The 26,334-nt window shown below is 43.8% G+C and carries 24 protein-coding genes; 17 read left to right on the forward strand and 7 right to left on the reverse strand.

Annotated elements, in window-relative coordinates; translation table 11 throughout:
• Positions 1-25: 25 nt before the first annotated feature.
• Positions 26-1,360, reverse strand: coding sequence for an ATP-dependent RNA helicase SrmB (gene srmB / locus J5X96_RS09370; RefSeq protein ID WP_209363327.1), 1,335 nt, complete (start codon positions 1,358-1,360; stop codon positions 26-28).
• A 246-nt stretch (positions 1,361-1,606) separates the two neighbouring features.
• Between srmB and purH the strand changes: the two genes are divergently transcribed.
• The 6 genes from purH to J5X96_RS09400 all read left to right on the forward strand — a co-directional run bounded on the left by purH (position 1,607) and on the right by J5X96_RS09400 (position 8,214).
• Positions 1,607-3,208 (forward strand): bifunctional phosphoribosylaminoimidazolecarboxamide formyltransferase/IMP cyclohydrolase, encoded by a 1,602-nt coding sequence (gene purH, locus J5X96_RS09375; protein ID WP_209363329.1) that lies wholly within the window; start codon positions 1,607-1,609, stop codon positions 3,206-3,208.
• 182 nt (positions 3,209-3,390) lie between these two features.
• Complete coding sequence (gene purD, locus J5X96_RS09380) at positions 3,391-4,680, forward strand: phosphoribosylamine--glycine ligase (protein ID WP_209363331.1); 1,290 nt, start codon at positions 3,391-3,393, stop codon at positions 4,678-4,680.
• 24 nt (positions 4,681-4,704) lie between these two features.
• Positions 4,705-5,928 (forward strand): DUF711 family protein, encoded by a 1,224-nt coding sequence (locus J5X96_RS09385; RefSeq protein WP_209363332.1) that lies wholly within the window; start codon positions 4,705-4,707, stop codon positions 5,926-5,928.
• Between the two features lie 63 nt (positions 5,929-5,991).
• Positions 5,992-6,561 carry a hypothetical protein gene (locus J5X96_RS09390; RefSeq protein ID WP_209363334.1) on the forward strand — a complete coding sequence of 190 codons (570 nt, stop codon included), beginning with the start codon at positions 5,992-5,994 and terminating at the stop codon, positions 6,559-6,561.
• Between the two features lie 115 nt (positions 6,562-6,676).
• Positions 6,677-7,939 carry a serine hydroxymethyltransferase gene (glyA, locus tag J5X96_RS09395; protein WP_209363336.1) on the forward strand — a complete coding sequence of 421 codons (1,263 nt, stop codon included), beginning with the start codon at positions 6,677-6,679 and terminating at the stop codon, positions 7,937-7,939.
• The gene (locus tag J5X96_RS09400) at positions 7,939-8,214 is read left to right on the forward strand and encodes a DUF1294 domain-containing protein (protein WP_209363338.1); all 276 of its coding nucleotides are present in this window, start codon (positions 7,939-7,941) and stop codon (positions 8,212-8,214) included. Before glyA ends, J5X96_RS09400 begins: the two co-directional genes overlap by 1 nt.
• A 48-nt stretch (positions 8,215-8,262) precedes the next feature.
• Here J5X96_RS09400 and ychF read toward each other — a convergent pair whose 3' ends face one another.
• Together ychF and pth are read right to left on the reverse strand one after the other, a co-directional pair.
• Positions 8,263-9,354, reverse strand: a complete 1,092-nt coding sequence (gene ychF, locus J5X96_RS09405; protein ID WP_209363347.1) for a redox-regulated ATPase YchF — start codon at positions 9,352-9,354, stop codon at positions 8,263-8,265.
• A gap of 67 nt (positions 9,355-9,421) precedes the next feature.
• A complete protein-coding gene (pth, locus tag J5X96_RS09410) occupies positions 9,422-10,006 on the reverse strand; it encodes an aminoacyl-tRNA hydrolase (protein WP_209363349.1) in 585 nt (194 codons plus the stop codon).
• Positions 10,007-10,292: 286 nt separating this feature from the next.
• Here pth and pepT point away from each other — a divergent pair, with 286 nt between their 5' ends.
• The 8 genes from pepT (at position 10,293) to tig (ending at position 18,817) form a co-directional block, all read left to right on the forward strand.
• Positions 10,293-11,543, forward strand: coding sequence for a peptidase T (gene pepT, locus J5X96_RS09415; RefSeq protein WP_209363351.1), 1,251 nt, complete (start codon positions 10,293-10,295; stop codon positions 11,541-11,543).
• 108 nt (positions 11,544-11,651) lie between these two features.
• The gene (locus J5X96_RS09420) at positions 11,652-13,136 is read left to right on the forward strand and encodes a L,D-transpeptidase family protein (protein WP_371812523.1); all 1,485 of its coding nucleotides are present in this window, start codon (positions 11,652-11,654) and stop codon (positions 13,134-13,136) included.
• A 69-nt stretch (positions 13,137-13,205) separates the two neighbouring features.
• Positions 13,206-13,766 (forward strand): YcbK family protein, encoded by a 561-nt coding sequence (locus tag J5X96_RS09425; protein ID WP_209363353.1) that lies wholly within the window; start codon positions 13,206-13,208, stop codon positions 13,764-13,766.
• A 65-nt stretch (positions 13,767-13,831) separates the two neighbouring features.
• Complete coding sequence (locus J5X96_RS09430) at positions 13,832-14,470, forward strand: MBL fold metallo-hydrolase (protein ID WP_209363355.1); 639 nt, start codon at positions 13,832-13,834, stop codon at positions 14,468-14,470.
• A 12-nt stretch (positions 14,471-14,482) separates the two neighbouring features.
• On the forward strand, positions 14,483-15,298 hold the full coding sequence (proC, locus tag J5X96_RS09435; RefSeq protein ID WP_209363357.1) for a pyrroline-5-carboxylate reductase: 816 nt from the start codon (positions 14,483-14,485) through the stop codon (positions 15,296-15,298).
• Positions 15,298-16,458 (forward strand): 3-phenylpropionate MFS transporter, encoded by a 1,161-nt coding sequence (locus J5X96_RS09440; protein WP_209363359.1) that lies wholly within the window; start codon positions 15,298-15,300, stop codon positions 16,456-16,458. The genes proC and J5X96_RS09440 overlap by 1 nt, the downstream gene beginning before the upstream one ends.
• A gap of 2 nt (positions 16,459-16,460) precedes the next feature.
• Entirely contained in the window at positions 16,461-17,354 is an 894-nt protein-coding gene (gene xerD, locus J5X96_RS09445; protein ID WP_209363361.1) for a site-specific tyrosine recombinase XerD, read from the forward strand.
• Between the two features lie 164 nt (positions 17,355-17,518).
• Entirely contained in the window at positions 17,519-18,817 is a 1,299-nt protein-coding gene (gene tig, locus J5X96_RS09450) for a trigger factor (protein ID WP_209363363.1), read from the forward strand.
• A 121-nt stretch (positions 18,818-18,938) separates the two neighbouring features.
• Here tig and J5X96_RS09455 read toward each other — a convergent pair whose 3' ends face one another.
• Positions 18,939-19,634: a class I SAM-dependent methyltransferase gene (locus tag J5X96_RS09455; protein ID WP_209364809.1), complete on the reverse strand. Its 696-nt coding sequence runs from the start codon at positions 19,632-19,634 to the stop codon at positions 18,939-18,941.
• 20 nt (positions 19,635-19,654) lie between these two features.
• Here J5X96_RS09455 and gloB point away from each other — a divergent pair, with 20 nt between their 5' ends.
• The 3 genes from gloB (at position 19,655) to J5X96_RS09470 (ending at position 23,135) form a co-directional block, all read left to right on the forward strand.
• Positions 19,655-20,356: a hydroxyacylglutathione hydrolase gene (gloB, locus tag J5X96_RS09460; protein WP_209363365.1), complete on the forward strand. Its 702-nt coding sequence runs from the start codon at positions 19,655-19,657 to the stop codon at positions 20,354-20,356.
• Between the two features lie 188 nt (positions 20,357-20,544).
• Complete coding sequence (gene hemA / locus J5X96_RS09465) at positions 20,545-21,849, forward strand: glutamyl-tRNA reductase (RefSeq protein ID WP_209363367.1); 1,305 nt, start codon at positions 20,545-20,547, stop codon at positions 21,847-21,849.
• A gap of 62 nt (positions 21,850-21,911) precedes the next feature.
• Positions 21,912-23,135, forward strand: a complete 1,224-nt coding sequence (locus J5X96_RS09470) for an ROK family protein (protein WP_209363369.1) — start codon at positions 21,912-21,914, stop codon at positions 23,133-23,135.
• 167 nt (positions 23,136-23,302) lie between these two features.
• Here J5X96_RS09470 and J5X96_RS09475 read toward each other — a convergent pair whose 3' ends face one another.
• The 3 genes from J5X96_RS09475 to mazG all read right to left on the reverse strand — a co-directional run bounded on the left by J5X96_RS09475 (position 23,303) and on the right by mazG (position 26,310).
• Positions 23,303-24,301, reverse strand: coding sequence for an iron ABC transporter substrate-binding protein (locus J5X96_RS09475; RefSeq protein WP_209363371.1), 999 nt, complete (start codon positions 24,299-24,301; stop codon positions 23,303-23,305).
• Between the two features lie 129 nt (positions 24,302-24,430).
• Entirely contained in the window at positions 24,431-25,471 is a 1,041-nt protein-coding gene (gene waaF, locus J5X96_RS09480) for a lipopolysaccharide heptosyltransferase II (protein ID WP_209363373.1), read from the reverse strand.
• A 44-nt stretch (positions 25,472-25,515) separates the two neighbouring features.
• Positions 25,516-26,310, reverse strand: a complete 795-nt coding sequence (mazG, locus tag J5X96_RS09485; protein WP_209363375.1) for a nucleoside triphosphate pyrophosphohydrolase — start codon at positions 26,308-26,310, stop codon at positions 25,516-25,518.
• Positions 26,311-26,334 lie beyond the last annotated feature (24 nt).

Consider the following 26,334-nt stretch of genomic DNA (forward strand, 5'->3'; position numbering starts at 1 on the left):
TAACCGCACTTTTGATAGAACAGGGTTATTTTTCCCCGACTTCATAGTGAGCCGTTGCACTCGGTTTACGGCGTTTGCCGATATTTTTACGATCCTGATGACGTTGTTTGGCTTTTTTAGTTGCTTTCTTTTGCGCTTCGCGTTTTTCTAATTTTTTTGCTTTTTGTTTTTTGCTGACGGTTTTAATTTCACCGTCTTTCGGCGCTTTGGTGCGTGGTTCCAAACCTTCAATCACACGGGCTTTCAGAATTTCTTGGGTATAACGCTTAATTTTTCCCAACAGACGATAATCGTGCGCTTCCACGAAAGACACGGCGGTGCCTTTTTTGCCGGCACGCGCGGTACGCCCGATGCGGTGCAAATAAGTATCGGCGCTGTACGGCAAATCAAAATTCATAATGTGGCTGACGTCATCAATATCGATACCGCGTGAGGAGACATCGGTGGAGACCAACACTGTTACTATGCCATTTTTCAGTTTATCGATCGCGTTATTACGTTGGGTTTGCGCCATTTCGCCTTCCAAATACGTGCTGCGAATGCCGCGTTTGCGCAGATTCTCCGCCAGTTCGCGCACATCTTCGCGACGGCGTACGAATACAATACCCTTACTGACTTGCTCTTGCTCAATGAAACGCGCCAATAATTTGAATTTATGCTCATTGCTGTCGGCGTGATAATACCATTGCTGAATTTTCTTCCGTTCACGACGGCTAGGCTCCGCATCAATTTTTACCGGCTCGTTTAACGTGCGATCGGCAAAATCTTCCAATAAATCCCCTTCAAGGGTTGCCGAGAACAATAGAGTTTGTTTACGCCAACGGGTTTCTGCCGAGATTTTCTCTGCATCTTGTCCAAAGCCCATTTGCAACATTCTGTCCGCTTCGTCAAAAATCAGCATTTCTACCGCGCGGCAATCAAAATTTTCTTCTTTAATGTATTGCAACAAACGCCCCGGGGTCGCCACCACAATGTCCTGATTTTTATTGAAAATCTCGCCGTGATTTTGATACGCCACACCACCGGTGATAGTCGCAATGCTGAGTTTGGTAAAGCAAGCCAGTTCTTCCGCCTGTTCCGCCACCTGAATGGCAAGTTCACGGGTTGGCGTAAGAATCAACACACGCGGCGCGCCCGGTTTACGGCGTGGATAATCCAATAAGTGTTGAATCGCCGGTAGCAAAAACGCGGCGGTTTTTCCGGTGCCGGTCGGTGCCGACCCGAGGACATCAAAGCCTTCCATCGCAGCAGGAATGGTTTCTTGTTGGATGGCAGTAGGACGTTGGTAGCCTTTTTTCTGGAGGGCATTGAGTAATTCGGGCGCGAGATCAAAATCGGCAAATTGAGTGAAGTCTGTCATGGGTATGTGTTGTTCATTAATATTAAAATTGTGCCGAATTATACCGCACTTTATCGTTAAAGTTGGCGTTAACTAAAAACTTTTATCATCAAGATTGCCATTGGGCGTATTTACCTCAGTAGGTTTCTAAAACGAATAAAAAACAAGCAATCTATTGCAATGCTTAAAACGGATTACCTAAACGCAAACGTTTGCGCTATAATACGCCACCTTAAATTTTACTTCATAAATCAAAGGAAATTATTCATGCAATCAACTCGTCCCATTCGTCAAGCATTGCTTAGCGTGTCCGATAAATCCGGTATTGTGGAATTCGCCCAAGGCCTCGTAAAACGCGGTGTTAAACTGCTTTCTACCGGCGGTACGGCAAAACTGTTAGAACAAAACGGCTTGCCGGTAACCGAAGTGTCCGATTACACCGGTTTTCCGGAAATGATGGACGGTCGCGTGAAAACCTTACACCCGAAAGTGCACGGTGGGATTTTAGGTCGTCGTGGTACGGATGATGCCATCATGCAACAACACGGTATTGAAGGCATTGATATGGTGGTGGTAAATTTATATCCTTTTGCCGCAACCGTGGCGAAACCAAATTGCACGTTAGAAGATGCCGTGGAAAATATTGATATCGGCGGCCCAACCATGGTGCGCTCTGCGGCGAAAAACCATAAAGATGTGGCGATTGTTGTGAATAATCAGGATTTTGATGCCATTCTTGCCGAAATGGATCAACATCAAAACAGCTTAACGCTTGAAACCCGTTTTGATCTTGCCATCAAAGCATTTGAACACACCGCACAATACGATTCCATGATTGCCAACTATTTCGGTCAGTTGGTGAAACCTTATCATGTTGCCGCTGAAGAGAATGCAGAGGCGAAGTGCGGTCAATTTCCACGGACGTTAAATTTGAATTTCGTACGTAAACAAACCATGCGTTATGGCGAAAATTCCCATCAAAATGCCGCGTTTTATGTGGATCTCAATGTAAAAGAAGCGAGTGTAGCAACAGCAAACCAACTGCAAGGTAAAGCTTTGTCTTATAACAATATTGCCGACACCGATGCCGCCCTTGAATGTGTAAAAGAATTTGATGAGCCGGCATGCGTGATTGTGAAACACGCGAATCCATGCGGCGTGGCCTTAGGCAAAGACATTTTAGACGCCTACAACCGTGCCTATCAAACAGACCCAACCTCAGCCTTTGGCGGCATCATTGCTTTTAACCGTGAATTAGACGAAAAAACGGCAAATGAAATTGTAGAACGTCAATTTGTGGAAGTGATTATCGCACCGAAAGTGTCTGCAGAAGCTGTTAAAGTGGTGAAACGTAAGAAAAATGTCCGTTTGCTTGAATGTGGCGAATGGCAAGCCCGTACCCAACGTTTAGATTTCAAACGCGTGAATGGTGGATTGTTAGTACAAGATGCGGATTTAGGCATGGTGAGCTTGGATGACTTAAAAGTGGTCAGCAAACGTCAACCGACCGAACAAGAATTGAAGGATTTATTATTCTGTTGGAAAGTGGCGAAATTCGTGAAATCGAATGCCATTGTTTATGCCAAAGATAACCAAACCATCGGTATTGGTGCAGGCCAAATGAGCCGCGTGTATTCCGCGAAGATTGCGGGTATTAAAGCGCAGGATGAAGGCTTGGAAGTAGCCGGTTGTGTGATGGCATCCGATGCGTTCTTCCCATTCCGTGATGGCATTGATGCGGCGGCGAAAGTGGGCATTCAATGTGTCATTCATCCGGGCGGCTCAATGCGCGATCAGGAAGTCATCGATGCGGCAGATGAGCATAATATGGTGATGGTATTGACCGGAATGCGGCATTTTAGACATTAATTTATGTCGTAACTTCGCTCAATGAGCGACTTACTTATTCCCCCCCTCTTTCGTAAAGAGGGGGCGAGGGGGAGATTTAAACGAGGCTAAATGTACTATGAGGTTGAAATAACTTCTGCCAAATCTCCCCTACCCCTCTTTGCTAAAGAGGGGATTAAATTCAAAAAGATACAAGGATCATTATGAATATTCTCATCATCGGAAACGGCGGTCGTGAACACGCTCTGGCTTGGAAAACGGCGCAATCTCCATTAGCCGATAAAATTTTCGTTGCACCGGGCAATGCAGGAACAGCGTTAGAACAAAAGGTCGAAAACGTGAATATTGCTGCAACGGATATCCCAGCGTTGGTTAAATTTGCCCAAGATAACCACATTGGTTTGACGATTGTAGGGCCAGAAGCACCGCTTGTAATTGGCGTGGTGGATGCGTTTCGTGCAGCCGGTTTAAACATTTTCGGACCAACGCAAGCCGCGGCGCAATTGGAAGGTTCCAAAGCCTTTACTAAAGATTTCTTAGCCCGTCATAAAATCCCAACAGCGGAATATCAAAACTTCACCGAAGTCGAACCGGCATTGGCTTACTTGCGTGAAAAAGGTGCGCCTATTGTCGTTAAAGCGGATGGCTTGGCGGCAGGCAAAGGCGTGATTGTGGCGATGACGTTGCAGGAAGCCGAAGAGGCAGTGCGTGATATGCTTTCCGGCAATGCCTTTGGTGAAGCCGGCAGTCGGGTGGTCATTGAAGAATTTTTAGATGGCGAAGAAGCGAGCTTTATCGTCATGGTAGACGGCAAAAATGTCGAGCCTATGGCGACCAGCCAAGACCACAAACGTGTGGGTGAAAAAGATACGGGCTTGAACACAGGCGGCATGGGGGCCTATTCCCCTGCGCCGGTGGTGACACCTGAAATTCATGCGCGGGTGATGCGTGAAGTGATCTATCCAACGGTCAACGGCATGGCGGCAGAAGGTAATGTTTACACCGGTTTCTTGTATGCCGGTTTGATGATTATGCCAAATGGCCAGCCGAAAGTGATCGAATTTAACTGCCGTTTCGGTGATCCGGAAACCCAACCGATTATGTTGCGTTTGGAGTCGGATTTGGTGGAGCTTTGTCTTAAAGCCTGTGATGGCAAATTGGACGAAGTGAAATCCCAATGGAACCCGAAGGCCTCTTTAGGTATCGTATTAGCCGCAGAAGGTTATCCGGGAGATTATCGCAAAGGCGATGAAATCAGCGGTTTGCCTCAAAGTGCGGTCGAAAATGAGAAAGTTTTCTTGGCGGGCGTAGAAGCGAAAGCGGGCAAGTTAGTTACCAACGGCGGCCGCGTGCTTTGTGCTACGGCATTAGGTGAAAGCGTATTTGAGGCACAACAAAAAGCGCTGAAACTGGCTGAACAAATTCAATGGAACGGTCGTTTTTATCGTCGTGATATCGGCTACCGCGCCGTGGCACGTGAGCAGAAAAAATAACGACATTTAATGTTAAGGGATCGAATGGATTATAAAAATAAGGAATTATGTCGTCTTCGCACAATCAGTTTTTTTCTGACATTACATAAAGATAAAACGCAATGGGAAGACGCACTTTATTCGGTAAAACGTGATGTGGATTTATTATTGCCAGCTGTACAGAAAGCAGGTTATACCTTGCAATCGATTCGAGTGATTACCAATCCCTTTGGTGAATATTTGGATTTAACCAATTTGCAGACAGCAAAAGCAGATTTGCAGTATTTAACGGAATTATTGAATAAATTTAATGAAAGTGGAATTCGTCTTCGATTTGCAATAGGCGCGGCGAGAAATAAAGAGGAAATTGCGTTATTGCCAGAGTTAATCGCGGCTTATGGCGACTTGTGTAATGCTTGTGTTAATGTGCCATTAGATGAACATGGTGTGTTAGATAATGAACTTATCGAGCAATCTGTTTATGCGGTACAACGAATTGCAAATATCACGCCACGTGGCGAAGGTAACTTTAACTTTACTGTGAATTTTAACTGCAAGCCATTTATTCCTTATTTCCCTGCCGGTTATCATCTAAGTCATTTACCAAATAGTTTTGTCATTGGTTTAGAAACGCCTGATTTATTAGTCGAAGTATTAAAATCTGTACCCAAATCACATCATAATCAATTTTATGCGGATTGTTATCAAGCGATGTCGCAAGCACTGCAATATCATGTAGATCAAGTATTAGAGATGTTAAGTTCGGTCAAATTATCAAGTGAATTTGAATTTGCAGGTATTGATAGTTCGGCGGCACCATCTAAAAATTGTTCATCCATGACAAAAGTGTATGAATTAATGGGATTGCCCTATTTTGGTGCGGCTGGCTCAGTAGAGGTTTCTGCTTTACTGACAAAAGTCTTTAAATCAATCCAGCGTGTACCATTGGTTGGATTTTCTGGATTAATGTTGGCACTGACAGAGGATTTAGGTTTAGCCGAAGGGACACAAAAACACTATTTTGATATTCGCGCTTTACTGACTTATAGCGCCGTATGTGGTATCGGTTTAGATACGGTTCCTGTGGCGGGAAATGCTAAGGCTGAAAGCATCGCAGCTATTATGCGTGATACGGGAACGATGGCATTTCGCTTAAATAAACCGCTAACTGTGCGTTTATTCCCAATTCCGAATAAGGTTGCAGGTGAAATATCCGAATTTGAGAGTGATGATTTATGTAACTGCCGCCTTTTACATATTCCGGATTAAAAAAAATTTTCCCTACTTTGTATTGATGAATGTTATCTCTACTGTCAATAAAAGGAGTATCTCATGAGAAAATTAATATTGGGTGGTCTTGTTGCTGTATTATTCTCAGGGTGTACGGTAGCTCATCAGCAAACTGAACAAGAACAAGCCTTAGTCGGCGATTGGATTGGCCATGTAAAACCTGCAGCCAAATCCCCTTTACCTGTTGAGCATTTTGATTACGTCACTTATCGACCGGATCAAACTGTGCTTCTACGCGGCATTTCACAGATTGATACAAAAGAAGGTTGGATGCGCTATTTATTGCAAGCCAAAGCTAAATGGCAGGCGAGTGATGGTAAGTTAAGTTATGATTTTACCGATCGTCTATTTAAAACCGCCCATTCACCACTAGTTGCGAAAATTATTGAACAATCTCCAGAATTTAAAGAATTAGATAAGAAATTTGTTTCACCTTGTAATAACTGCGGTAATCATTTGGATATGAAGATTAAAATAAAAAGCCCAACAAGGATGACCAATTTTAATACTTATACGAAAGAAACCAGCCAATGCCGTAAACTGGGCGCTGGAGAGAAAACAAAAGAAGTTAAACTAATTGAGAAATTAGTGAAAGAAAAAAGCCCGATTTAGATAAATGAATGTTTTTCATTGTAATAATGAAAAATATGATCGAAATTTTTGATTAAGTTTTTACTTGGAAACAGGTAAACTATACGCAAATAATGCAAACAACGAGGAAAACACAATGTTTAAAAAAAGCATGAACATCGCTGATTACGATCCGGTTTTATGGCAAGCCATTCAAGATGAGAATCGTCGTCAAGAAGAACATATTGAATTAATCGCTTCTGAAAACTATGCCAGCCCGCGCGTAATGCAAGCGCAAGGTTCTCAATTCACCAATAAATATGCGGAAGGCTATCCAGGCAAACGCTATTATGGTGGTTGTGAGTACGCTGACATTGTGGAACAGTTGGCGATTGATCGTGCGAAAGAATTATTTGGCGCAGATTATGTGAACGTGCAACCGCACTCCGGTTCACAGGCGAATGCGGCCGTTTATATGGCGTTATTGAATCCGGGCGACACCATTTTAGGCATGAGCTTGGCACATGGTGGCCACTTAACCCACGGTGCTTCCGTGAGTTTCTCCGGTAAAATCTATCATGCAGAACAATATGGCATTACTGATGATGGTTTGATTGACTACGATGCGTTGCGTAAACAAGCGCATGAAGTGAAACCAAAAATGATTGTGGGCGGTTTCTCTGCTTATTCTCAAGTGGTTGATTGGAAAAAAATGCGTGAGATCGCAGATGAAGTAGGCGCCTATTTATTCGTGGATATGGCACACGTTGCCGGTTTAATTGCGGCGGGCGTCTATCCGAATCCACTTCCGTATGCCCATGTTGTTACCACAACAACGCATAAAACCTTAGGTGGTCCACGTGGTGGTTTAATTTTATCCGCCAGCGGTGATGAAGAGATGTATAAAAAACTTCAATCTGCTGTTTTCCCGGCAGGTCAAGGTGGTCCATTAGTTCATATCATTGCGGCAAAAGCGGTATGTTTCAAAGAAGCGTTAGAGCCGGAATATAAAATCTACCAACAAAATGTATTGAAAAATGCAAAAGCTATGGTGGAGGTGTTTAAACAACGCGGTTACAAGGTGGTTTCAAACAGTACCGAAAATCACTTGTTCTTAGTGGATTTAGTTCAACAAGGTTTAACCGGTAAAGCGGCGGATGCGGCACTTGGTAAAGCAAACATTACCGTGAATAAAAACTCTGTACCGAATGACCCACAAAAACCATTTGTGACTTCCGGTATTCGTGTGGGAACACCTTCCGTGACCCGTCGTGGCTTTAACGAGCAAGACTGTCGTGAACTTGCCGGCTGGATGTGTGATGTGTTAGACGCACTTGGTAAAGACAATGAAGAACAAGTGGTTGCTGCAACGAAAGAAAAAGTATTAGCAATCTGTAAACGTCTTCCGGTTTACGCTTAATGCCAATTTCACTTTTGGTCATAGTATTAGCGGCGGTGAATATCGCCGCTTATTTTTTGATGTGGCAAGATAAACAACGCGCTATCCGTCAACAATGGCGCATTCCTGAGCGTACATTATTGCTATTGAGCTTGCTGGGTGGGTTTATCGGGATTCATTTAGGCAGACAACATTTTCGTCATAAAACGCAACGCTGGTATTTCAGCTTGATGGTGATCATCAGCGCAATCTTGTGGCTTGTCTTGCCAACCTGTTATTTTCTTTATAAGAGATAAAAAAACCGCACTTTAGTGTCTTAAAGTGCGGTTCATTTTTAGACTGTTTTACACATTGAAACGGAAGTGCATGACATCGCCGTCTTGTACGATGTAATCTTTTCCTTCCAACCGCCATTTACCGGCATCTTTGGCGCCATTTTCACCTTTGAATTGGATGAAATCCTCGTAGGCAATCACTTCTGCACGGATAAAGCCTTTTTCAAAGTCGGTATGGATGACGGCAGCCGCTTTCGGTGCGGTCGCACCCACGGAAACCGTCCATGCGCGGACTTCTTTTACGCCGGCGGTAAAGTAAGTTTGTAGATTTAAAAGCGCGTAGCCTGCACGAATGACACGGTTTAAGCCCGGTTCTTCAATGCCGAGATCGTGTAAAAATTCGAGCTTTTCATCATCATCGAGTTCAGCGATTTCCGCTTCGATGGCGGCACACACCGGCACCACGACAGAGCCTTCTTTTTCAGCAAATTCACGGACTTTGTCGAGATAAGGATTATTTTCAAAACCGTCTTCGTTCACGTTGGCAATGTACATGGTCGGTTTTAAGGTTAAGAAATTGTAGCTTTTGATTGCCAATAACTCATCTTTGTCCAACGGCACGGAACGAATCATGCCTGCTTCAGAAAGCACCGGTAAGATTTTTTCCATCACGGAAAGTTCGAATTTCGCGTCTTTATCGCCGCCTTTAGCACGTTTTTGTAAACGTTGAATCGCACGTTCACAGCTGTCTAAATCGGCTAACGCCAGTTCGGTGTTGATGGTTTCAATATCATTTAATGGATCAATTTTGCCCGCAACGTGTACGATATCATCGTTTTCAAAACAACGTACGACATGGCCGATAGCGTCCGTTTCACGGATATTAGCGAGGAATTTGTTACCCAAACCTTCGCCTTTGCTGGCACCGGCCACCAAGCCTGCGATATCCACAAATTCCATGGTGGTGGGCAATACGCGTTCAGGTTTGACGATTTCTGCTAAGGCGTCTAAACGCGGATCCGGCATTGGCACCACGCCGGTATTTGGCTCGATGGTGCAAAACGGATAGTTTGCCGCTTCAATGCCGGCTTTGGTTAAGGCGTTGAAAAGGGTGGATTTGCCCACATTCGGCAGGCCCACGATACCACATTTGAATCCCATAATTTTTCCTTATTGGTGAAGAAAAGTGCGGTTGAAATTGACCGTGTTTTTTGACCGCACTTTTCGGTTAAATTTTAAAACTATTTAGTCGATTAGTGGCTTTGACGATGCCATCTTTGAAAAGCAATTCCACGCAACTTGTCGCTTCATCCAAGGCTTTTTCCAGTGCTTCGCGCTCACTGGGTGACGGTTTGTTTAACACATAACCTGCTACTAAATCACGGTGTCCCGGGTGACCGATCCCAATGCGCAGACGATAGAAATTGTTGTTATTGCCCAATGCGGCAACAATGTCTTTTAAGCCGTTGTGTCCGCCATGTCCGCCACCTAATTTCAGTTTAACGCTGCCGGGCGGTAAATCTAACTCATCATGCAGGACTAAAATTTCTTCGGGTTTAATACGATAAAAATTTGCTAATGCGCCTACCGCTTTGCCGCTTAAATTCATAAAGGTTGTCGGCACCAAAAAACGGATTTCTTTGCCGTTCATCAGCGTTTTTCCCACGTTCCCGAAAAACTTATTTTCCGCATTTAATGTGACATTAAACCGCCGCGCTAAACGATCAATTAACCATTCTCCGGCATTGTGGCGGGTGTCTGCGTATTTATCGCCGGGATTGCCAAGTCCAACAATTAACTTAATTTCTGACATAGTCTGTTTATTTGAATAAAAATAGTGGCGTATTGTAGCGGAAAGTCGGTTTTTTCTCAATGAAAAGGCGATAAGGTGTAGTGCATAATGGTGCTGCTTTCCTGTGATTTTGGTTTATCCTGCATCTGCTTAAGTATTGTGCGATGTAAAGGTTTTGCGTGGTAGCGTGGACCGCTTTAAAATAGAAAGCAAAAGGTGTTTATTGCCGGTGCTTTATGCCATTGATGGCCCAATAAACACACACCTTGGTTTCTGTTAGTAAAAATAAAAAAGAAGAACATCACGCATGCAAGATTTATTCTCTCAAGAACCTGTATTGGAACGTTTTTTAAATTATGTGACGTATGACACCCAATCTAAACCGGGCGCAAAAACTTCGCCGAGTTCTGCCGGTCAACTTGCCCTTGCCAAACACCTGCAACAGGAACTGGTGGCATTAGGGTTGCAAGACATTGTGTTGAGTCAACACGGTGTTCTCACGGCATATTTACCGGCTAACGTGGATTCCAATGCACCGACGATTGGCTTTATTTCCCATTTAGATACGTCGCCTGATTGCAGTGGCAAAAACGTGCATCCTGAAGTGATTGAAAATTATCGAGGTGGCGATATTGCGTTAGGTGTCGGCGAGGAATTTCTCAGCCCCGTCCATTATCCTTTCTTACATCAATTCATTGGTAAAACCCTGATTGTGACGGATGGAAATACCTTGTTGGGCGCAGACAATAAAGCCGGAATTGCAGAAATTATGACCGCACTTTATCGCCTAAAAACGGAAAATCTCCCTCATGGCAATATTCGAGTAGCCTTCACGCCGGATGAGGAAATCGGGCTGGGTATGCAATTTTTCCCTTTTGAGGATTTCCCATGCGATTGGACTTATACCATCGACGGTGGCGCCGTGGGGGAATTGGAATATGAAAACTTTAATGCTGCCTCTGCCAAAGTCACATTTTACGGACGTCATATTCACCCCGGTTCGGCAAAAAATAAACTGATTAACGCCTTAACCATGGCTTGTGAATTTCAGCACGCTTTTCCACCGGCAGAAACTCCCGAAAACACTGCTCAGCGAGAAGGCTTTTTCCATTTAAATCATTTTTCCGGCGACATTGAAAAAGCAGAACTGCATTATCTCATTCGCGATTTTGATGGAACAGAATTTGAAAAGCGGAAACAGTTTATTCGTGATTTAGTGGCTCAATTTAATCAGCAAAAACGCCTACTAAAACCGATTGAACTGGTGCTGACCAATAGCTATAAAAATATGTACGAAACAGTAAAAAACGTGCCGCAATCTATCGAATTAGCGGATCTTGCCATGAAACACTGCGGAATTACGCCAAATCACAAAGTCATTCGCGGCGGTAGCGATGGCGCTTGGTTAGCGGAAAAAGGATTAGCTTGCCCGAATCTTTTCACCGGTGGGTATAACTTTCACAGTAAGCATGAATTGATTACGCTTGAAGGCATGAAAGATGCGGTGAATGTCATTGTGGCTATCATGACATTGAGCAGAACATGGGAAAAAGTGTAAAGGCGCAGGTAAAGCATTCCTTCGCACGCGATGTTTTGTTAGAATAAGGCGTTTTTTTGTACCACAATGTGTGGTGATTATTGTTATTTATTTTAGGAATCGTTAAGAATGAATCGGAAATGCGTTAAGCCAAGCCTCTTTTTTCTTGGGATGTTGTCGTACAGCGGCTTGCTTCAGGCCGACACATCAGCAATGGTTGAATCACAGGTTACGCAAAATTTATCAACGGAACTGGATAAAAATGAAGCAGACTTAGCTACACAACAGTTAGAGCTTGAAAGTGGTTCTGAAGAAATGCGCCTAGCCGAGGAAAGGCAGCAACAAGTAGAACAAGCGCTAGCAGATCGTATTGGCGAGACTCCGTTGCAATTTAAATCGCTCATTGCAAAAATTTATGCCGAAAATAATTTCGCCCCACTTTGGACGGATGTTCAGGCGAAGCAACAATTTCTCCATGATTATGCGCTGATGGTTGCCGCAGGAATTTCCAAACGTTCCGCCGAAGCACTCAATGCAGCGCATCGTATTGCGGGCAATGGTGCATTAATCGAAGATATTTTGTTAACCGATGCGTTTTTAGACTATTTATATTATGCCAACAACGTACAACGTTCGGCGCAAAAATGGTTGTATTCAGAAAATAGTTATAAAGCCGGTAAACCCGATGAAAATCAAATTGCTGCGTGGTTAAGTGCGGTCAAAAATAACGATCATTTGGCATTTGTTAAAAACCTCTCCAGTGATAATCCTTTGTTTCAACAGACATTGGATCGCGTGAAGGCGCTCATTGCAAAAGGGGTAGAAAAAAATAAAACAACCGAATTACACCGTTTCGCAATCAATGCGCAACGTTTAAGAATTCTGCCGGCATTTGAAAATGGGATCTTTGTTAATATTCCAAGTTATCAGCTCACGTATTATCGTAACGGCGAAGCGGTATTAACCTCTCGCGTGATTGTGGGGAAACCCGAGCGTAAAACGCCGGTCATGTTTAGCCGTTTAAGCAATGTGGTTGTCAACCCACCATGGAATGCGCCAACGCGTTTAATTAACGAGGATATTATTCCAAAAGTACGAAAAGATCCGAGCTACATTTATCGTAATGGTTATACGATTATTGATAGCAAAGGCAATACCATCGATCCTTACACAATTGATTGGGAAAATATGACAGCGAATAAATTCCCATATCATTTACGTCAAGCACCAAGCGACAACAGTGCGTTGGGGAACTACAAATTTAATATGCCAAGTTCTGATGCCATTTATTTGCATGACACGCCAAAACGTAATTTATTTGCCAATAAAAAACGGGATTTAAGTTCCGGCTGCGTGCGTGTTGAGAAGTCCGATCAGTTGGCAACTATTTTATTGAAAGAAGCCGGTTGGAGCGATGAACGAAAACAAAATGTGCTGAAAAGCCGAAAAACAACATCTGCCAGCATCAAATCTGACAATCCGGTGTTTTTATATTACGTCACCGCCTGGGTTGATAAAGACCAAGTGCATACGTTGCCAGATATTTACGGTTATGACAAAGCGGCAAATTTAAGTTATATTGACTGGAACGTGTTAAAACACTATGTTCAGTAATCTTTTGTCGAACTAACACAGACGATCATAGTCAAATGGTAAAATGTTGAACAAAGGTAGGAAGAAAAAATGAATCATATCAACCACGGTCGCCGTAAATGGTTATCTTTAGGCGGCATTGTGCTAGGTGCAACGCTATTACCAAATACCGTTTTGGCTGCCGTTTCCACACCTAAACCACGGATATTGAATTTCCGTAATATCAATACCGGCGAAAAATTAGGTGCCGAATTTGCACTTGGTCGTGGTTTTAGCACCAATACATTGCGACTGCTCGATCACTTCTTGCGTGATAAACGAACCAATCAGGTGCATAAAATGGATCCGCAGTTGTTTACAAAATTCTACCGCGTTCAACAACAGTTAGGATTACGTAATACGGAAATTCAAATTATTTGTGGCTATCGCTCTGCCGCCAGTAATGCGGCAATGCATCGTCGTAGTCATGGCGTGGCAAGCAATAGTTATCACATTCGTGGTCAGGCGATTGATTTTCGTATTGATGGCGTGCCACTGGCAACACTACGTGATTCCGTACAATCGCTCCAAAATGGAGGCGTTGGGTATTATCCGCGCAGTAATTTTATTCACATGGATACCGGCCCGGTTCGTACATGGAATGGTAGCTAGTCAAAACAACACAATTTTAAACCGCACTTTGTTGCGGTTTTTTTGTTCAAATCACAGGAAAAACAATGAATATTGAAATTATTCCGGTCACGGCATTTCAGCAAAACTGCTCGTTAATTTGGGATGAAAATAAAAATGCCGCCATTATCGATCCGGGTGGCGAAGCTGATAAACTGATTAAGCGCATTGAAGCATTGGAATTAAATTTACAGGCAATTTTGCTGACACACGGTCATTTGGATCATGTGGGTGCGGCAGAAAAAGTCAAACAACATTTCAACGTGCTAATTTTAGGGTCAAATTCAAAAGATGAATATTGGTTTAAAAGCTTGCCACAACAATCGGAAAAATTCGGTCTTTTATTTGATGTCGCCGCTTTTGAACCGGATCGTTGGTTGGATCAGGAAGGTGAAGTGTTGACGATAGGTGATTTTGCTTTTGAAGTGTTACATTTACCCGGCCATACGCCAGGTCATATTGGTTTTATTGAGCACCAAAAACGTATCGCATTTACCGGTGATGTACTCTTTAAAAGCGGTATTGGGCGGACGGATTTTCCGGGAGGAAGTTACGAGGACATCATTACGTCCATTCGTGAAAAATTGTATCCTTTAGGCGATGATATGATTATTGTCGCCGGTCATGGCCCTTACACCACGATTGGCGAGGAAAAGAAAACCAATCCTTATGTCAACATAAAGTAACGAGAAATAGCTATGCAACATAAACTTATCGCCTTTATCGGTGGCGGCAATATGGCACAAGCCATCGTGTTCGGCTTATTAAAACAAGCTTATCCTGCCGATAAAATTATTGTGTGCGATCCCAATGAAGAAAAACGTGATTTATTTGCGCAAAAAGGCGTACGCACCTCAACGGATAATGTCGCCTCCGTCGCGCAAGCAGAGGTCGTATTGTTGGCCGTAAAACCGCAGGTATTAGCCGAAGTGTGTTCCCCTTTAAGTTCGGTGGATTTTTCTGATAAATTACTCATTTCCATTGCTGCCGGCATTTCCGTGAAAAGATTGACCGCGCTTTTGCCGACTGCACAATCTACTGTGCGAGTGATGCCAAATACGCCAGCCTTAGTGGGCGAGGGAATGGCTGGATTATTTGCAGCAAAAAACACCTCAGAAAACGACCGCACTTTTGCGCAGGATTTGTTGTCTGCCGTAGGCAAAACCCTTTGGGTGGCGTCGGAAGATCATATGCATGCGGTTACAGCCGCGTCTGGCAGTAGCCCGGCGTATTTCTTCCAATTTTTAGAAGCCATGCAACAAGGCCTAATTGACATGGGATTGTCTGCATACAATGCCCGTGAATTGGTTCAGCAAGCGATGTTAGGTTCAGCCAAAATGGTTGTGGAAAATCCGCAGGTGGATTTAGCAACATTGCGCCAAAATGTGACCTCCAAAGGCGGCACAACGGCGGCGGCGCTGAATGTATTTAATCAACATCAATTTAATGACGTCGTGCAACAAGCCATGCAAGCTTGTGTGGCACGTTCAAAAGAAATGGAAACGTTATTTTAATGCTTGTTCGTCCTTTTACTTGGCTCGCTTTGAGCTTTTTCGGGTATTACTGCGCGTATGGCGTTTTTATCCCCTTTTTCCCTGTTTGGTTGAAGTCGCAACATTATGGTGAAGAGCTGATCGGCATGGTGTTGGCAAGTGCTTATGTCTTTCGCTTTGTCGGCGGTTTGTTGTTTTCCGGTTTAATTAAACGCGCTTCACAGTTGATCAATTCTTTGCGTGTATTGGCGCTTGCCAGTGCATTGATTATGGCCGGTTTAAGTGTTGTTGCGGAGAATTTTTGGTTGCTATTTTCTGCTATTGGCTTATTTGCGATGGTCAATGCGGCAGGTATGCCGATTACGGATTCCTTAGCTACCACTTGGCAGCGGCAAATTCAGTTGGATTACGGTAAGGCTCGGCTCATTGGATCCCTTGCCTTTGTGGTTGGCGTAACCTTATTTGGCAATGTGATTGGCTTTTTCGGCGAGCAAAATATTGTCTGGATTTTGACCGCACTTTTATTAGTGTATTCGGTGATGCAGTGCGTGACACCGACGATTCCCCCGCAAGATGAATCTTCGGAAGAGTCCGGCACCGATGTGGGGTATTGGGCTTTATTAAAAAACAACACAACCTTGCGGGTTTTGTTGGCGTCCTCTTTAATTCAGGGATCACATGCCGCCTATTATGTTTATAGTGTATTGTATTGGACCAGTCTGGGGATTTCCGTCTCGCAGACCAGCTTGCTATGGGGCTTAGGTGTGATTGCCGAAATTTTGCTGTTTTTCTTTTCTCGCCGTTTACTGCAAAACTGGAAGGTCAGTACCCTTTTTCATTTGGCGACCTTGGCGTGCATTGTGCGCTGGGCGGGGCTTGCTGCGACAAGTGAGATTTGGCTCATCGGGCTTTTGCAATTACTTCACAGTCTAACGTATGCTGTGGCGCATTACGGCATGGTGCGCTATATCACTACGCAACCGCAGTCGCATATTTCCAAACTACAAGCGTTGTATAACGGCATATCAAACAGCGCGATGGTGGCGATTTTGACCGCGCTTAGCGGCTTGATTTACCCGTATTCAGCATCAATGACGTTTGTCTTAATGGCGATCATTGCGGCGTTGGCGTTCGTGGTGACGCCACGTAAAGTCGAAGCCTTTTTACTTCATCGGGGCTAAACATGAATGATCTGACCTTGCTCGATTTATTTCTAAATGAATTATGGATAGGCAAAGGCTTGTCGCCGAATACCGTGCAATCTTATCGTTTGGATCTCACCGCACTTTGCGATTGGCTTAGTGAACGCAAGTTGTCGTTGCTTGGTTTGGATTCTGTCGATCTTCAAACGTTTCTCGGTGAGCGGGTAGAGCAAGGGTATAAAGCCACCAGCACGGCGCGATTATTGAGTGCCATTCGAAAGCTTTTCCAATATTTGTATCAAGAAAAATACCGCACCGACGATCCAAGTGCGGTGTTAAGTTCGCCTAAATTACCCAGCCGTTTGCCGAAGTATTTAACCGAACAGCAAGTCACGGATTTGCTCAATGTGCAAAGTTTAGATCAGCCGATTGAACTACGCGATAAGGCGATGTTGGAGCTATTGTATGCCACCGGATTGCGGGTGACGGAATTGGTTTCACTGCATACCGATAGCATTAGTTTGAATCAAGGCGTGGTGCGGGTCATCGGCAAAGGCAATAAAGAACGTATTGTGCCGATGGGAGAGGAGGCCACCCATTGGGTGAAGCAATTTATGCTGTTTGCCCGACCGATTTTATTGGATGGACAAAGTTCCGACGTGCTATTTCCTAGCCGCCGCGGTACGCAAATGACACGGCAGACTTTTTGGCATCGGATCAAGCATTATGCGGTGCTGGCGGAAATTGACAGCGATATGTTGTCCCCTCACGTTTTGCGCCATGCCTTTGCCACGCATTTGGTGAATCACGGGGCGGATTTGCGCGTGGTGCAAATGTTGTTAGGACACAGCAATTTATCCACGACACAAATTTATACCCATGTGGCGAAAGAACGCTTGAAACGTTTGCACGAACGCTATCATCCACGTGGTTAATTTTGTATAGATAAATCGAGTGTTTTTTAATCGATTATGCGCTTTTATCGTGCATTTCCTCGACTGAAAGCCTTTGTCTCGTTATAATTCATTGTCTTATTTTCTATTAATAACGTGTTCGGTGTGAGCATTCGCCGAGTGCATCAATTTGAGGTAACATCATAATGTCATTAAATATTGAAACGACTCAAGGTTTAGAGCGTCGTGTAACCATCACCGTTCCGGCTGAAACTGTTGTTCAGGCTATCCGCGAAGAATTAAAACGCGTTGCTAAAAATGCGCGTATTGACGGCTTCCGTAAAGGTAAAGTCCCGCCACACATTATTGAAAAACGTTTCGGCGCTTCTGTTCGTCAAGATATTTTAGGCGATTTATTACAAAACCATTTTTTCCAAGCGGTTATCGAAAATAAAATCAATCTCGCAGGTCGCCCAAGTTTCACCGTTGAACAATTTGAAGACGGTAAAGACTTAAAATTCAGCGCAACCTTTGAAGTGTATCCTGAAGTTGAATTAAAAGGTTTGGAAAATATCAAAGTAGAAAAACCGGTTGTTGAAATCTCTGAAGCCGATATTGACAAGATGGTTGAAGTGCTACGCAAACAACAAGCCACTTGGACAGAAAGTCAAGACGCAGCGAAAGCTGAAGATCGCGTAACGATTGACTTCGTGGGTTCTGTTGACGGCGAAGAATTTGAAGGCGGCAAAGCATCCGATTTCGTTTTATTCATGGGTCAAGGTCGTATGATTCCAGGCTTTGAAGAGGGCATCGTTGGCCACAAAGCCGGTGACAAATTCACTATTGATGTCACTTTCCCGGCAGAATACCACGCTGAAAACTTAAAAGGTAAAGCAGCGAAATTTGATATTACGTTGAAGAAAGTTGAAGTGATGGTATTACCGGAATTAACCGATGAGTTTGTTGCGAAATTTGGTCCGAACACCAAATCTGTTGCAGATTTACGCAATGAGATTCGTAAAAATATGCAACGTGAGTTGAAAAATGCGTTAGTGACTCGCGTGAAAACCCAAGTCATTGACGGTTTAGTAGAGCAAAATCAAATTGATGTACCAAGTTCTGCGGTTGAGCACGAAATTGACGTATTGCGTCAACAAGCGGCACAACGCTTTGGCGGTAATGCACAACAAGCAGCACAATTACCACGCGAATTGTTTGAAGAACAAGCTAAACGTCGTGTGTTAGTAGGCTTATTACTTTCCCAAGTGATTGCTTCAAACGAATTAAAAGCAGATGAAGAACGTGTGAAAGCCATGATTGAGGATATTGCATCGGCTTACGAACAACCGGCAGACGTGGTTGAATACTACAGCAAAAACAACGAATTAATGAATAATATTCGTAATGTCGTATTAGAAGAACAAGCTGTTGAGGCGGTGTTAGCGAAAGCGCAAGTCACTGAAAAAGCGGCAACCTTCGATGAGATCATGAATCCACAAGCTTAATGATTTTCCGCAAAGTGCGGTCAATTTTTTAAGTCTTTTCGCCAAGAAGGAAATTTTCCTACGGCATAATTTAAACGGTCAGAAATGAATGTATTTCTGACCGTTATTTTTTCTCCGAAGACTAAAGATCTTCCGCTTGTTTTAACGCTTCTGCCGGTTGTAAAAATGCCGGGATTTTTGACCGCACTTTTTGCGGATTAAGCATCAACGGGTAGGTACGTTTTTGCGCCACGATAACTGTCAGTGGGGCAAACCAACCGGCGGTTTGATGGGATAGCGCCAAATTCCGCTGTTCCAAAATATCAAAGTTGAGTAATTCCAACCAGTCGATGATCCGCCAAAGGCAATAATGACGCGAAGGGAAGTCGCCTGTTTTTGATTTAAAAAATAGACTGTTAAACGGATTAAACAGACTGAGGAATAAATAGCCGTCATCGTTGAGAACGCGGTGAGTTTCACGCAACACTTGATGGGGATCTTGCACAAAATTCAGCGTGTTGGCCAACACACAAGCATCCAACTGCTGTTGAATAAAGGGGAGTTCGGTAAGCTTGGCTTGTATAACTGAATGATGATCGTCTAAAAGTGCGGTCAAATTTTCCGTGATTTTTTCGCTGAGGCTAATTTGGTGGCGCAAGGGCAAATTACATTGAATTTCTGCGCTAAGTCCGCCAATTTTCAGAATCTGATAACCACAAATTTTTGTAAACCAAGGGGCGAAATAAGCGTTTAATGCGTTACAATAAGCGCGCCCATTTGGCAGTTGTTGCCAACCGTTGGGCATCGCCAGTGACTTTTCATATTTAGCACGCCACATCATGGTAACTCCGAGGTTCTATGTTAATTCCGATTCCTGCGTTAAACGATAATTATATTTGGCTTTATGCACGGGAAAATTTACCGTTGCTCATTGTTGATTTGCCCGAAACCGACAAGCTGTTTCACTTATTGGAAGAACAACATTTTTCCGTTGAGGCATTGTTGCTTACGCACAACCATGCGGATCACACGGACGGTGTTGCGGCGTTTAAACAACGTTTTCCGCAAGTACCGATTTATGGTCCGGCAGAGTGTGCGGCTTGTGGGCTGACGCAGGTGATGAATGAAGGCGACCTTATCACCGAACATTACCAAATTCAAGTGCTACCCAGTGGCGGGCATACGGCACAGCATGTGAGTTATTGGGTGGATGGGCATTTGTTTTGTGGTGATGCGTTATTTTCCGCCGGTTGCGGACGGGTGTTTACCGGTGATTACGCGCAAATGTTCGCTACCATGCAGCGTTTTGCGGCGTTGCCTGATGACACCATTGTTTGCCCGGGGCATGAATATACGTTAAGCAATTTAGCGTTTGTGCAACGCGTTTGGGCAAACAAAAGTGCGGTGGAAAATCATCGCATTTTGGTGGCGCAGTTACGGGCTGAAAATAAACCAAGCTTACCGACCACAATCGGCTTGGAAAAACACATTAATCCGTTTTTAACGGCAACCAACTTGGCGCAATTCACGCAATTACGCCAAGCAAAAGATACGTTTTAGAAATTTGATGCTTCGCAATAAAATTGCAGATTAATGGCTTTTTTCTTACGCTAATTTGCCCAAATAGGGGCAATTCAGCTAGAATATAGCCCGTTTTTATGTCTATTTTTTATATTTTAGTGGGATAAAGGTTGCCGTATTTGTTGTGTCAACATAATAAAGTGCGGTGATTTTTTCATGTATTTTTTATGACGATTTTAGTTCTTGGTATTAATCACAAAACCGCCTCTGTTGCCTTACGGGAAAAAGTCGCTTTTTCTGACGAAAAACGTGCTTTTGCTTTGCGTCATATTCGGCAAATTGAATTAGCCGAAAGTGCGGTGATTTTATCCACTTGTAACCGAACTGAAGTTTATCTGCACAATAAAACTGTCCCGCCACAAGACACGCAACATTGGATTCGCCAAGCCATACAATGGTTTGCCGAAATTCATCAACTGGACTTAGCCGAGCTTCAGCGTTGCCTTTACACTTATGAAAACCTGCCAGCCGTCAATCATTTAATGGAAGTGGCTTGTGGCTTGGATTCATTGATTTTAGGCGAGCCACAAATTTTGGGACAAGTGAAGCAAGCTTACCAAATGAGCGAGCAGCACTATCAACAAGAACAGCAAGCCATTTCCGGCGAATTATCCCGTTTATTTCAAAAAACATTTTCCACGGCAAAACGCGTGCGTACAGAAACCAATATCGGTGAAAGTGCGGTATCTGTGGCATACGCTGCTTGCAGTTTAGCGCGCCAAATTTTTGAATCGCTGAGCGAATTAACCATTTTATTAGTGGGCGCAGGGGAAACTATTGAATTGGTGTGCCGTCATTTATTGCGTCATGGCGTAAAAAACATGGTGATTTCCAACCGCACTTTAGCCCGCGCAGAAGCCCTCGTGGAGAAATTGGATACAACGGCGAATATTCAAATCCTGCCGCTAGAACAGTTACAGCAGGGCTTAAATCAAGCGGATATTGTGATTAGCTCTACCGGCAGTCCGCATATTCTGATGAGCCGCAACATGGTTGAAAAGGCGCAAATCATGCGTCGCTATCGTCCGATGTTGTTGGTGGATATCGCTGTGCCGCGTGACATTGAAGAAAGTGCGGCGGAATTAGACAGTGTTTATCACTATACGGTGGATGATTTACAAAATATTATTCAACATAATTTAAGCCAACGGGAACAAGCTTCTGCGCAGGCAAAGGAAATTATTCAGGCGGAATGCGCGGATTTCTTTGCGTGGTTGAAAGTCCATCAATTTTCTAATTTGATCCGTCGTTATCGTGAAGAGGCGGAGTTGACTCGTCAAGATTTACTGGAAAAAGCGATCGCTTCCTTACAACAAGGCGAAGAGGCGGAACAAGTGCTACAAGAATTAAGTTATAAATTAATGAATAAATTAATTCATGCGCCGACGAAAGCCATGCAAACCATGGTGAAAACCGGCAATGCGGTAGGGCTGCAAACCTTTTCCAAAGCCTTAGGCATGGACGATGAATAGTCGTTCCGAATGTGTTTAAATGCCGTTTAACATCACTCAACTTACTTTTGCGGGAGAAAAAAATGCGAGAAAGTCCTCAAATCGCGAACGTTGATTTAGTGAAACAAATGAATAGCGCAGTGGTGTATAAGCTTATCGATCAGAAAGGCCCGATTTCCCGTATTCAAATTTCTGAAATGAGCCAACTAGCTCCGGCCAGTGTGACTAAAATTACCCGCCATTTACTTGCTCGCGGTTTAATTAAAGAAGTAGAACAACAAGAATCGACCGGTGGGCGTCGGGCAACCTCGATTGTGGCAGAGCATAAACATTTTCGTGCGATTTTAGTGGGTATCGGGCGGGAACATTTAACCTTAGCCATTATGGATTTATCCGCTAAATTAGTGAATAAATCCGTCTTTACGCTTGAGAATTACCCAACGCCACAAGCATTTGAACAGTTTTTATTTCAACGCTTGGATGAATTTATTCAAGAAAACCAAAAACGTGGCAGTGAATTTATTGCGATTGGCATTACGGTTCCAGGCTTTGTGGATACGAAAAGCAACATGATTGAACAGGTTCCGCACTTTGAATTAACTACGCCTTGGGACTTGGCAAATCACGTTGCCGAACGTTTCAATTTACCGACCTATATTGGCCATGATGTGCGTAGTTTAGCCCTTGCGGAGCACTATTTTGGTGTCACGAAAGATTGTTACGATTCGTTGCTATTGCGTATTCATCGCGGTGTTGGTGCGGGAATTGTGATTAATCACGAACTCTTTTCCGGTTATAAGAAGAATGTAGGCGAAATCGGGCATATTCAGGTGGATCCGTTAGGAAAACGTTGTATGTGCGGCAATGTGGGCTGCTTGGAAACGGTGGTCAGCAATTCAGCGATTGAAAATAAAATGTCGGAGTTATTGGAAGACGGTTACCAAAGTAAATGGCTTTCTTTGGAGGCCCATGACATTGAAGCCATTTGCAAAGCCAGCAATAAGCAAGATGCGGTAGCCACAGAACTCATCGAACACGTTGGTACGCAAATCGGGCGTGTGTTAGCAATGAGTGTGAATATGTTTAATCCGGAAAAAATCGTGATTTCCGGTGAAATTACGCAGGCGAAAAACGTCTTATTTGCTGCCATTCGTCGTACTTTGGAAAGCCATGCCTTACCGGCATTTGTCCAAAATACGCCATTAGTCGCATCAGAGCTTAGCAATGAAGATGTGATAGGGGCTTTTGCCTTAGTGAAACGTGCATTGTTTGACGGCAGTTTATTGCGCCGTTTAGTTGAAGAATAAGGGCTCTCATTCCAACAGCACAAACGCGTAATATGTGTTACCTGTTGAGAATCACATTCCCTGTATCAGTTGGATTCTCCGGCTTGTCAAAAACAGAGAGTAAAATGACCGCACTTTTGTGCGTGAACTCACGGCATCTCTTCGCATGAGATGCCGTGATAACAAGCTTATTTCAAACCGGCTTGTTCAATTAATTTGTTCGCGTTTTCTTTATCTTGCGCCGTTGTCGCACTCACTTCAGGTGCTTCTAATTTTGCGTAAGGTTCCATATTAAACGGCGAAACAACATCGGTGCGTAATGGATATTCCGCACGAACAGCCACAAGGGCTTCTTGACCTTTTTTGCTGGCTAAGAAATCCACGAATTTTTTCGCTTCTTCTTTATTTTTTGAGCCTTTTAACACCGCTGCACCAGAGTAAGTCACTAATGCGCCCGGGTCTTGGTGGCGAATGAAGTATAAACGGGAGTTTAATTTATCTTCGCCTTTTTCTTTTGCCAACGCATACCAATAATAGTTGTTAATTAACGCAGCCGGCACTTCACCATTTTCAACGGCTTGTAATGCCACGCTATTTTTTGCGTAAAGTTTGCCGTTTTCTTTCAAGCCTTTTAGCCAGTCTAGCGCCGCTTGTTCACCTTTTAGTTTGGTGATAGCAATGACTTGTTCTAAGAACGCACCGGAAGTCGGCACATAACCGATCTTATCTTTCCATTTTGGTGTCGCGTAATCTAACACGGATTTTTCCATGTCTTTTTCAGAAAGTTTATTCTTATCATAAACCACCACGCGAGAACGACCACTTAAGGCAATCCAGTCTTTTTTCGGTGCAACCGGCACGCCTTTATGTTGTGTTTGTTTGATAGTATCAGCAGAAAGCGGCTCAAGCAAACCGGCTTCAGATAACATCGCAAATGGCGCGGTTTGTTCAGAATAGAATACGTCTGCCGGGGTTTTGTCGCCCTCTTCTTTTAATTGACCGGCAAGTTGTTCACTTTTGGCGCTGTTTAACGTTACTTTAATGCCGGTTTCTTTGGTAAATGCTTCAGTAACCGCTTTGGCGGCTTCTTTGTGTTGACCGTTATAAACCGTGATATCGGCTGCTGCAATGCCGGAGAAGGCAATTGCCGCAGCGAGGGTGGCAAGTTGGAAATGACGAATCTTCATAAAAAACTCCTTTTATAATTTCAGATAAATGATAGGTTCTGCACAATGTTAAATTGTGCATGAACGAAGCCATTCTAGGTGATCGAAAATAAAATGCAAATAGTTCTCAGTTATTAATCAAAACAAGGATTATGCTTGTAAAGAACGTACCGCCTCCATCACGTCTTGTGGAGAAAGATCAATCAAACTTTGATGATAACCTTCCGCGCTATCCGTGCTTTTACGTACTTTAAGTAAGCCGCCTTCTATTTTCCGCAGAATAATGGCTTTGTCGGAAAGCGGTGGCGTATAGGTCGGACTGGTCGGACCGTAAAGGGCAACCAGCGGGCGTGAGGTTGCCGCCGCAATATGCATTAATCCGCTGTCATTACTCACAATCACGGCGCAATGAGCAATCAGATCGACCGCTTGATCCAAGCTGGTCTGTCCGGCTAAATTCACACAGAACGGCTGTAACGCCTCCGGCAATGTATTGCGAATTTGCTCGCCTACGTCCACATCTTTTGCCGAACCAAATAACATAATGGCATAGCCCTGTTCAATTAACATTTCAGCCAGTTTTGCATAGTGATAATGCGGCCAACGTTTTGCCGGGCCAAATTCTGCGCCGGGACAAAATCCAATCAACGGGCGCGTGCCTAAAAGTGCGGTTTGTTTTTCAAATTGTTTTAAGGTGGCGACTTGCTGTTGTGGATTTACCGTTAATTTTGGGGCTAAGACCGGCATTTCGGTCGCAGAGGGAACCGCATTGCGCTCAAACGCAAGCGCAACATAACGTTGCACCATCATGGGGTAACGTTGTTTATGATGACGTAAATCATTGAGCAGAAAATAACGGGATTCGCCTTTCCATCCGCGACGATGCTTAATCAGTGCAAACAGCGGAATCAGCGCAGACTTTAATGAATTGGGCAAAACAATCGCCATATCATAACGCTGGCGTAAGGCTTTGCCTAAACGATAACGTTCACATAAAGCAAACTTGCCGTGTCCCAACGGCATTTCGATTGCTTGGCGAACTTCCGGCATACGCGCCAGCAAAGGTTTACACCAATTCTGTGCCATGACATCAATGTGGCATTGAGGGTATTGAAGACATAATTGTTGATACAAACTGTGCGACATCACCATGTCGCCCACCCAAGACGGGCCGATAATCAGGATATTCATATAATAAAGATAAACGTCAAATTAATCGTAAAGTGCGGTGGATTTTAACGGTGTTTTTCTTCCCGTTTCACGTCATCCCACAACCTATCCATTTCCTCTAATGAAGCTTCCGCCAACGTCCGATTTTGCGCACCAAGCTTGGCCTCAACACGGCGGAAGCGCTGCTCAAATTTCTGATTGGCTTTACGTAAACTTTCTTCCGCCGAGCATTTCAAGTGTCGGCTGAGGTTCACAGTGGCAAAAAAGAGATCACCGATTTCTTCTTCAATTTTTGCCGGATCTTGTGGAGAACGTGCGATTTCTTGTTTGACTTCCTGCAACTCTTCTTCCACTTTAGCAAAAACAGGGGAAACATCCGCCCAGTCGAACCCGACTTTACTACAACGTTTTTGTAATTTTTCTGCACGCATCAAGGCAGGAAATGCGTGCGGAATATTATCCAATAAGGACGTATGGCCTTGATGTTGATGTTCCAAAGCTTTCATCGCATTCCAATTTTGTAAGGCTTCTTCTTCGTTGTTTGCTTGTGTGTTACCGAAAACATGAGGATGGCGTCGTACGATTTTTTCCGCCACTGCTTGTACAACCTCATCAAAGGTAAAGTGATGATCTTCTGTCGCCAATTGACTAAGAAAGACCACTTGCAATAACAAGTCACCCAGTTCTTCTTTCAAATTTTCTGTATTATGTTGCTCAATGGCTTCAATCACTTCGTAAGTTTCTTCTTTGAGGCAAGCAATCATTGAGGTGTAATTTTGTTTAATATCCCACGGACAACCGTTCACCGGATCCCGTAGCCGAGCGATTAATTGTACAAAATCATGAATGGAATAACGCATAGCGGCTCACTTTTCATTAAATAG

Origin of the sequence: Aggregatibacter sp. 2125159857, assembly GCF_017798005.1 — a bacterium.
Lineage (GTDB): Bacteria > Pseudomonadota > Gammaproteobacteria > Enterobacterales > Pasteurellaceae > Aggregatibacter.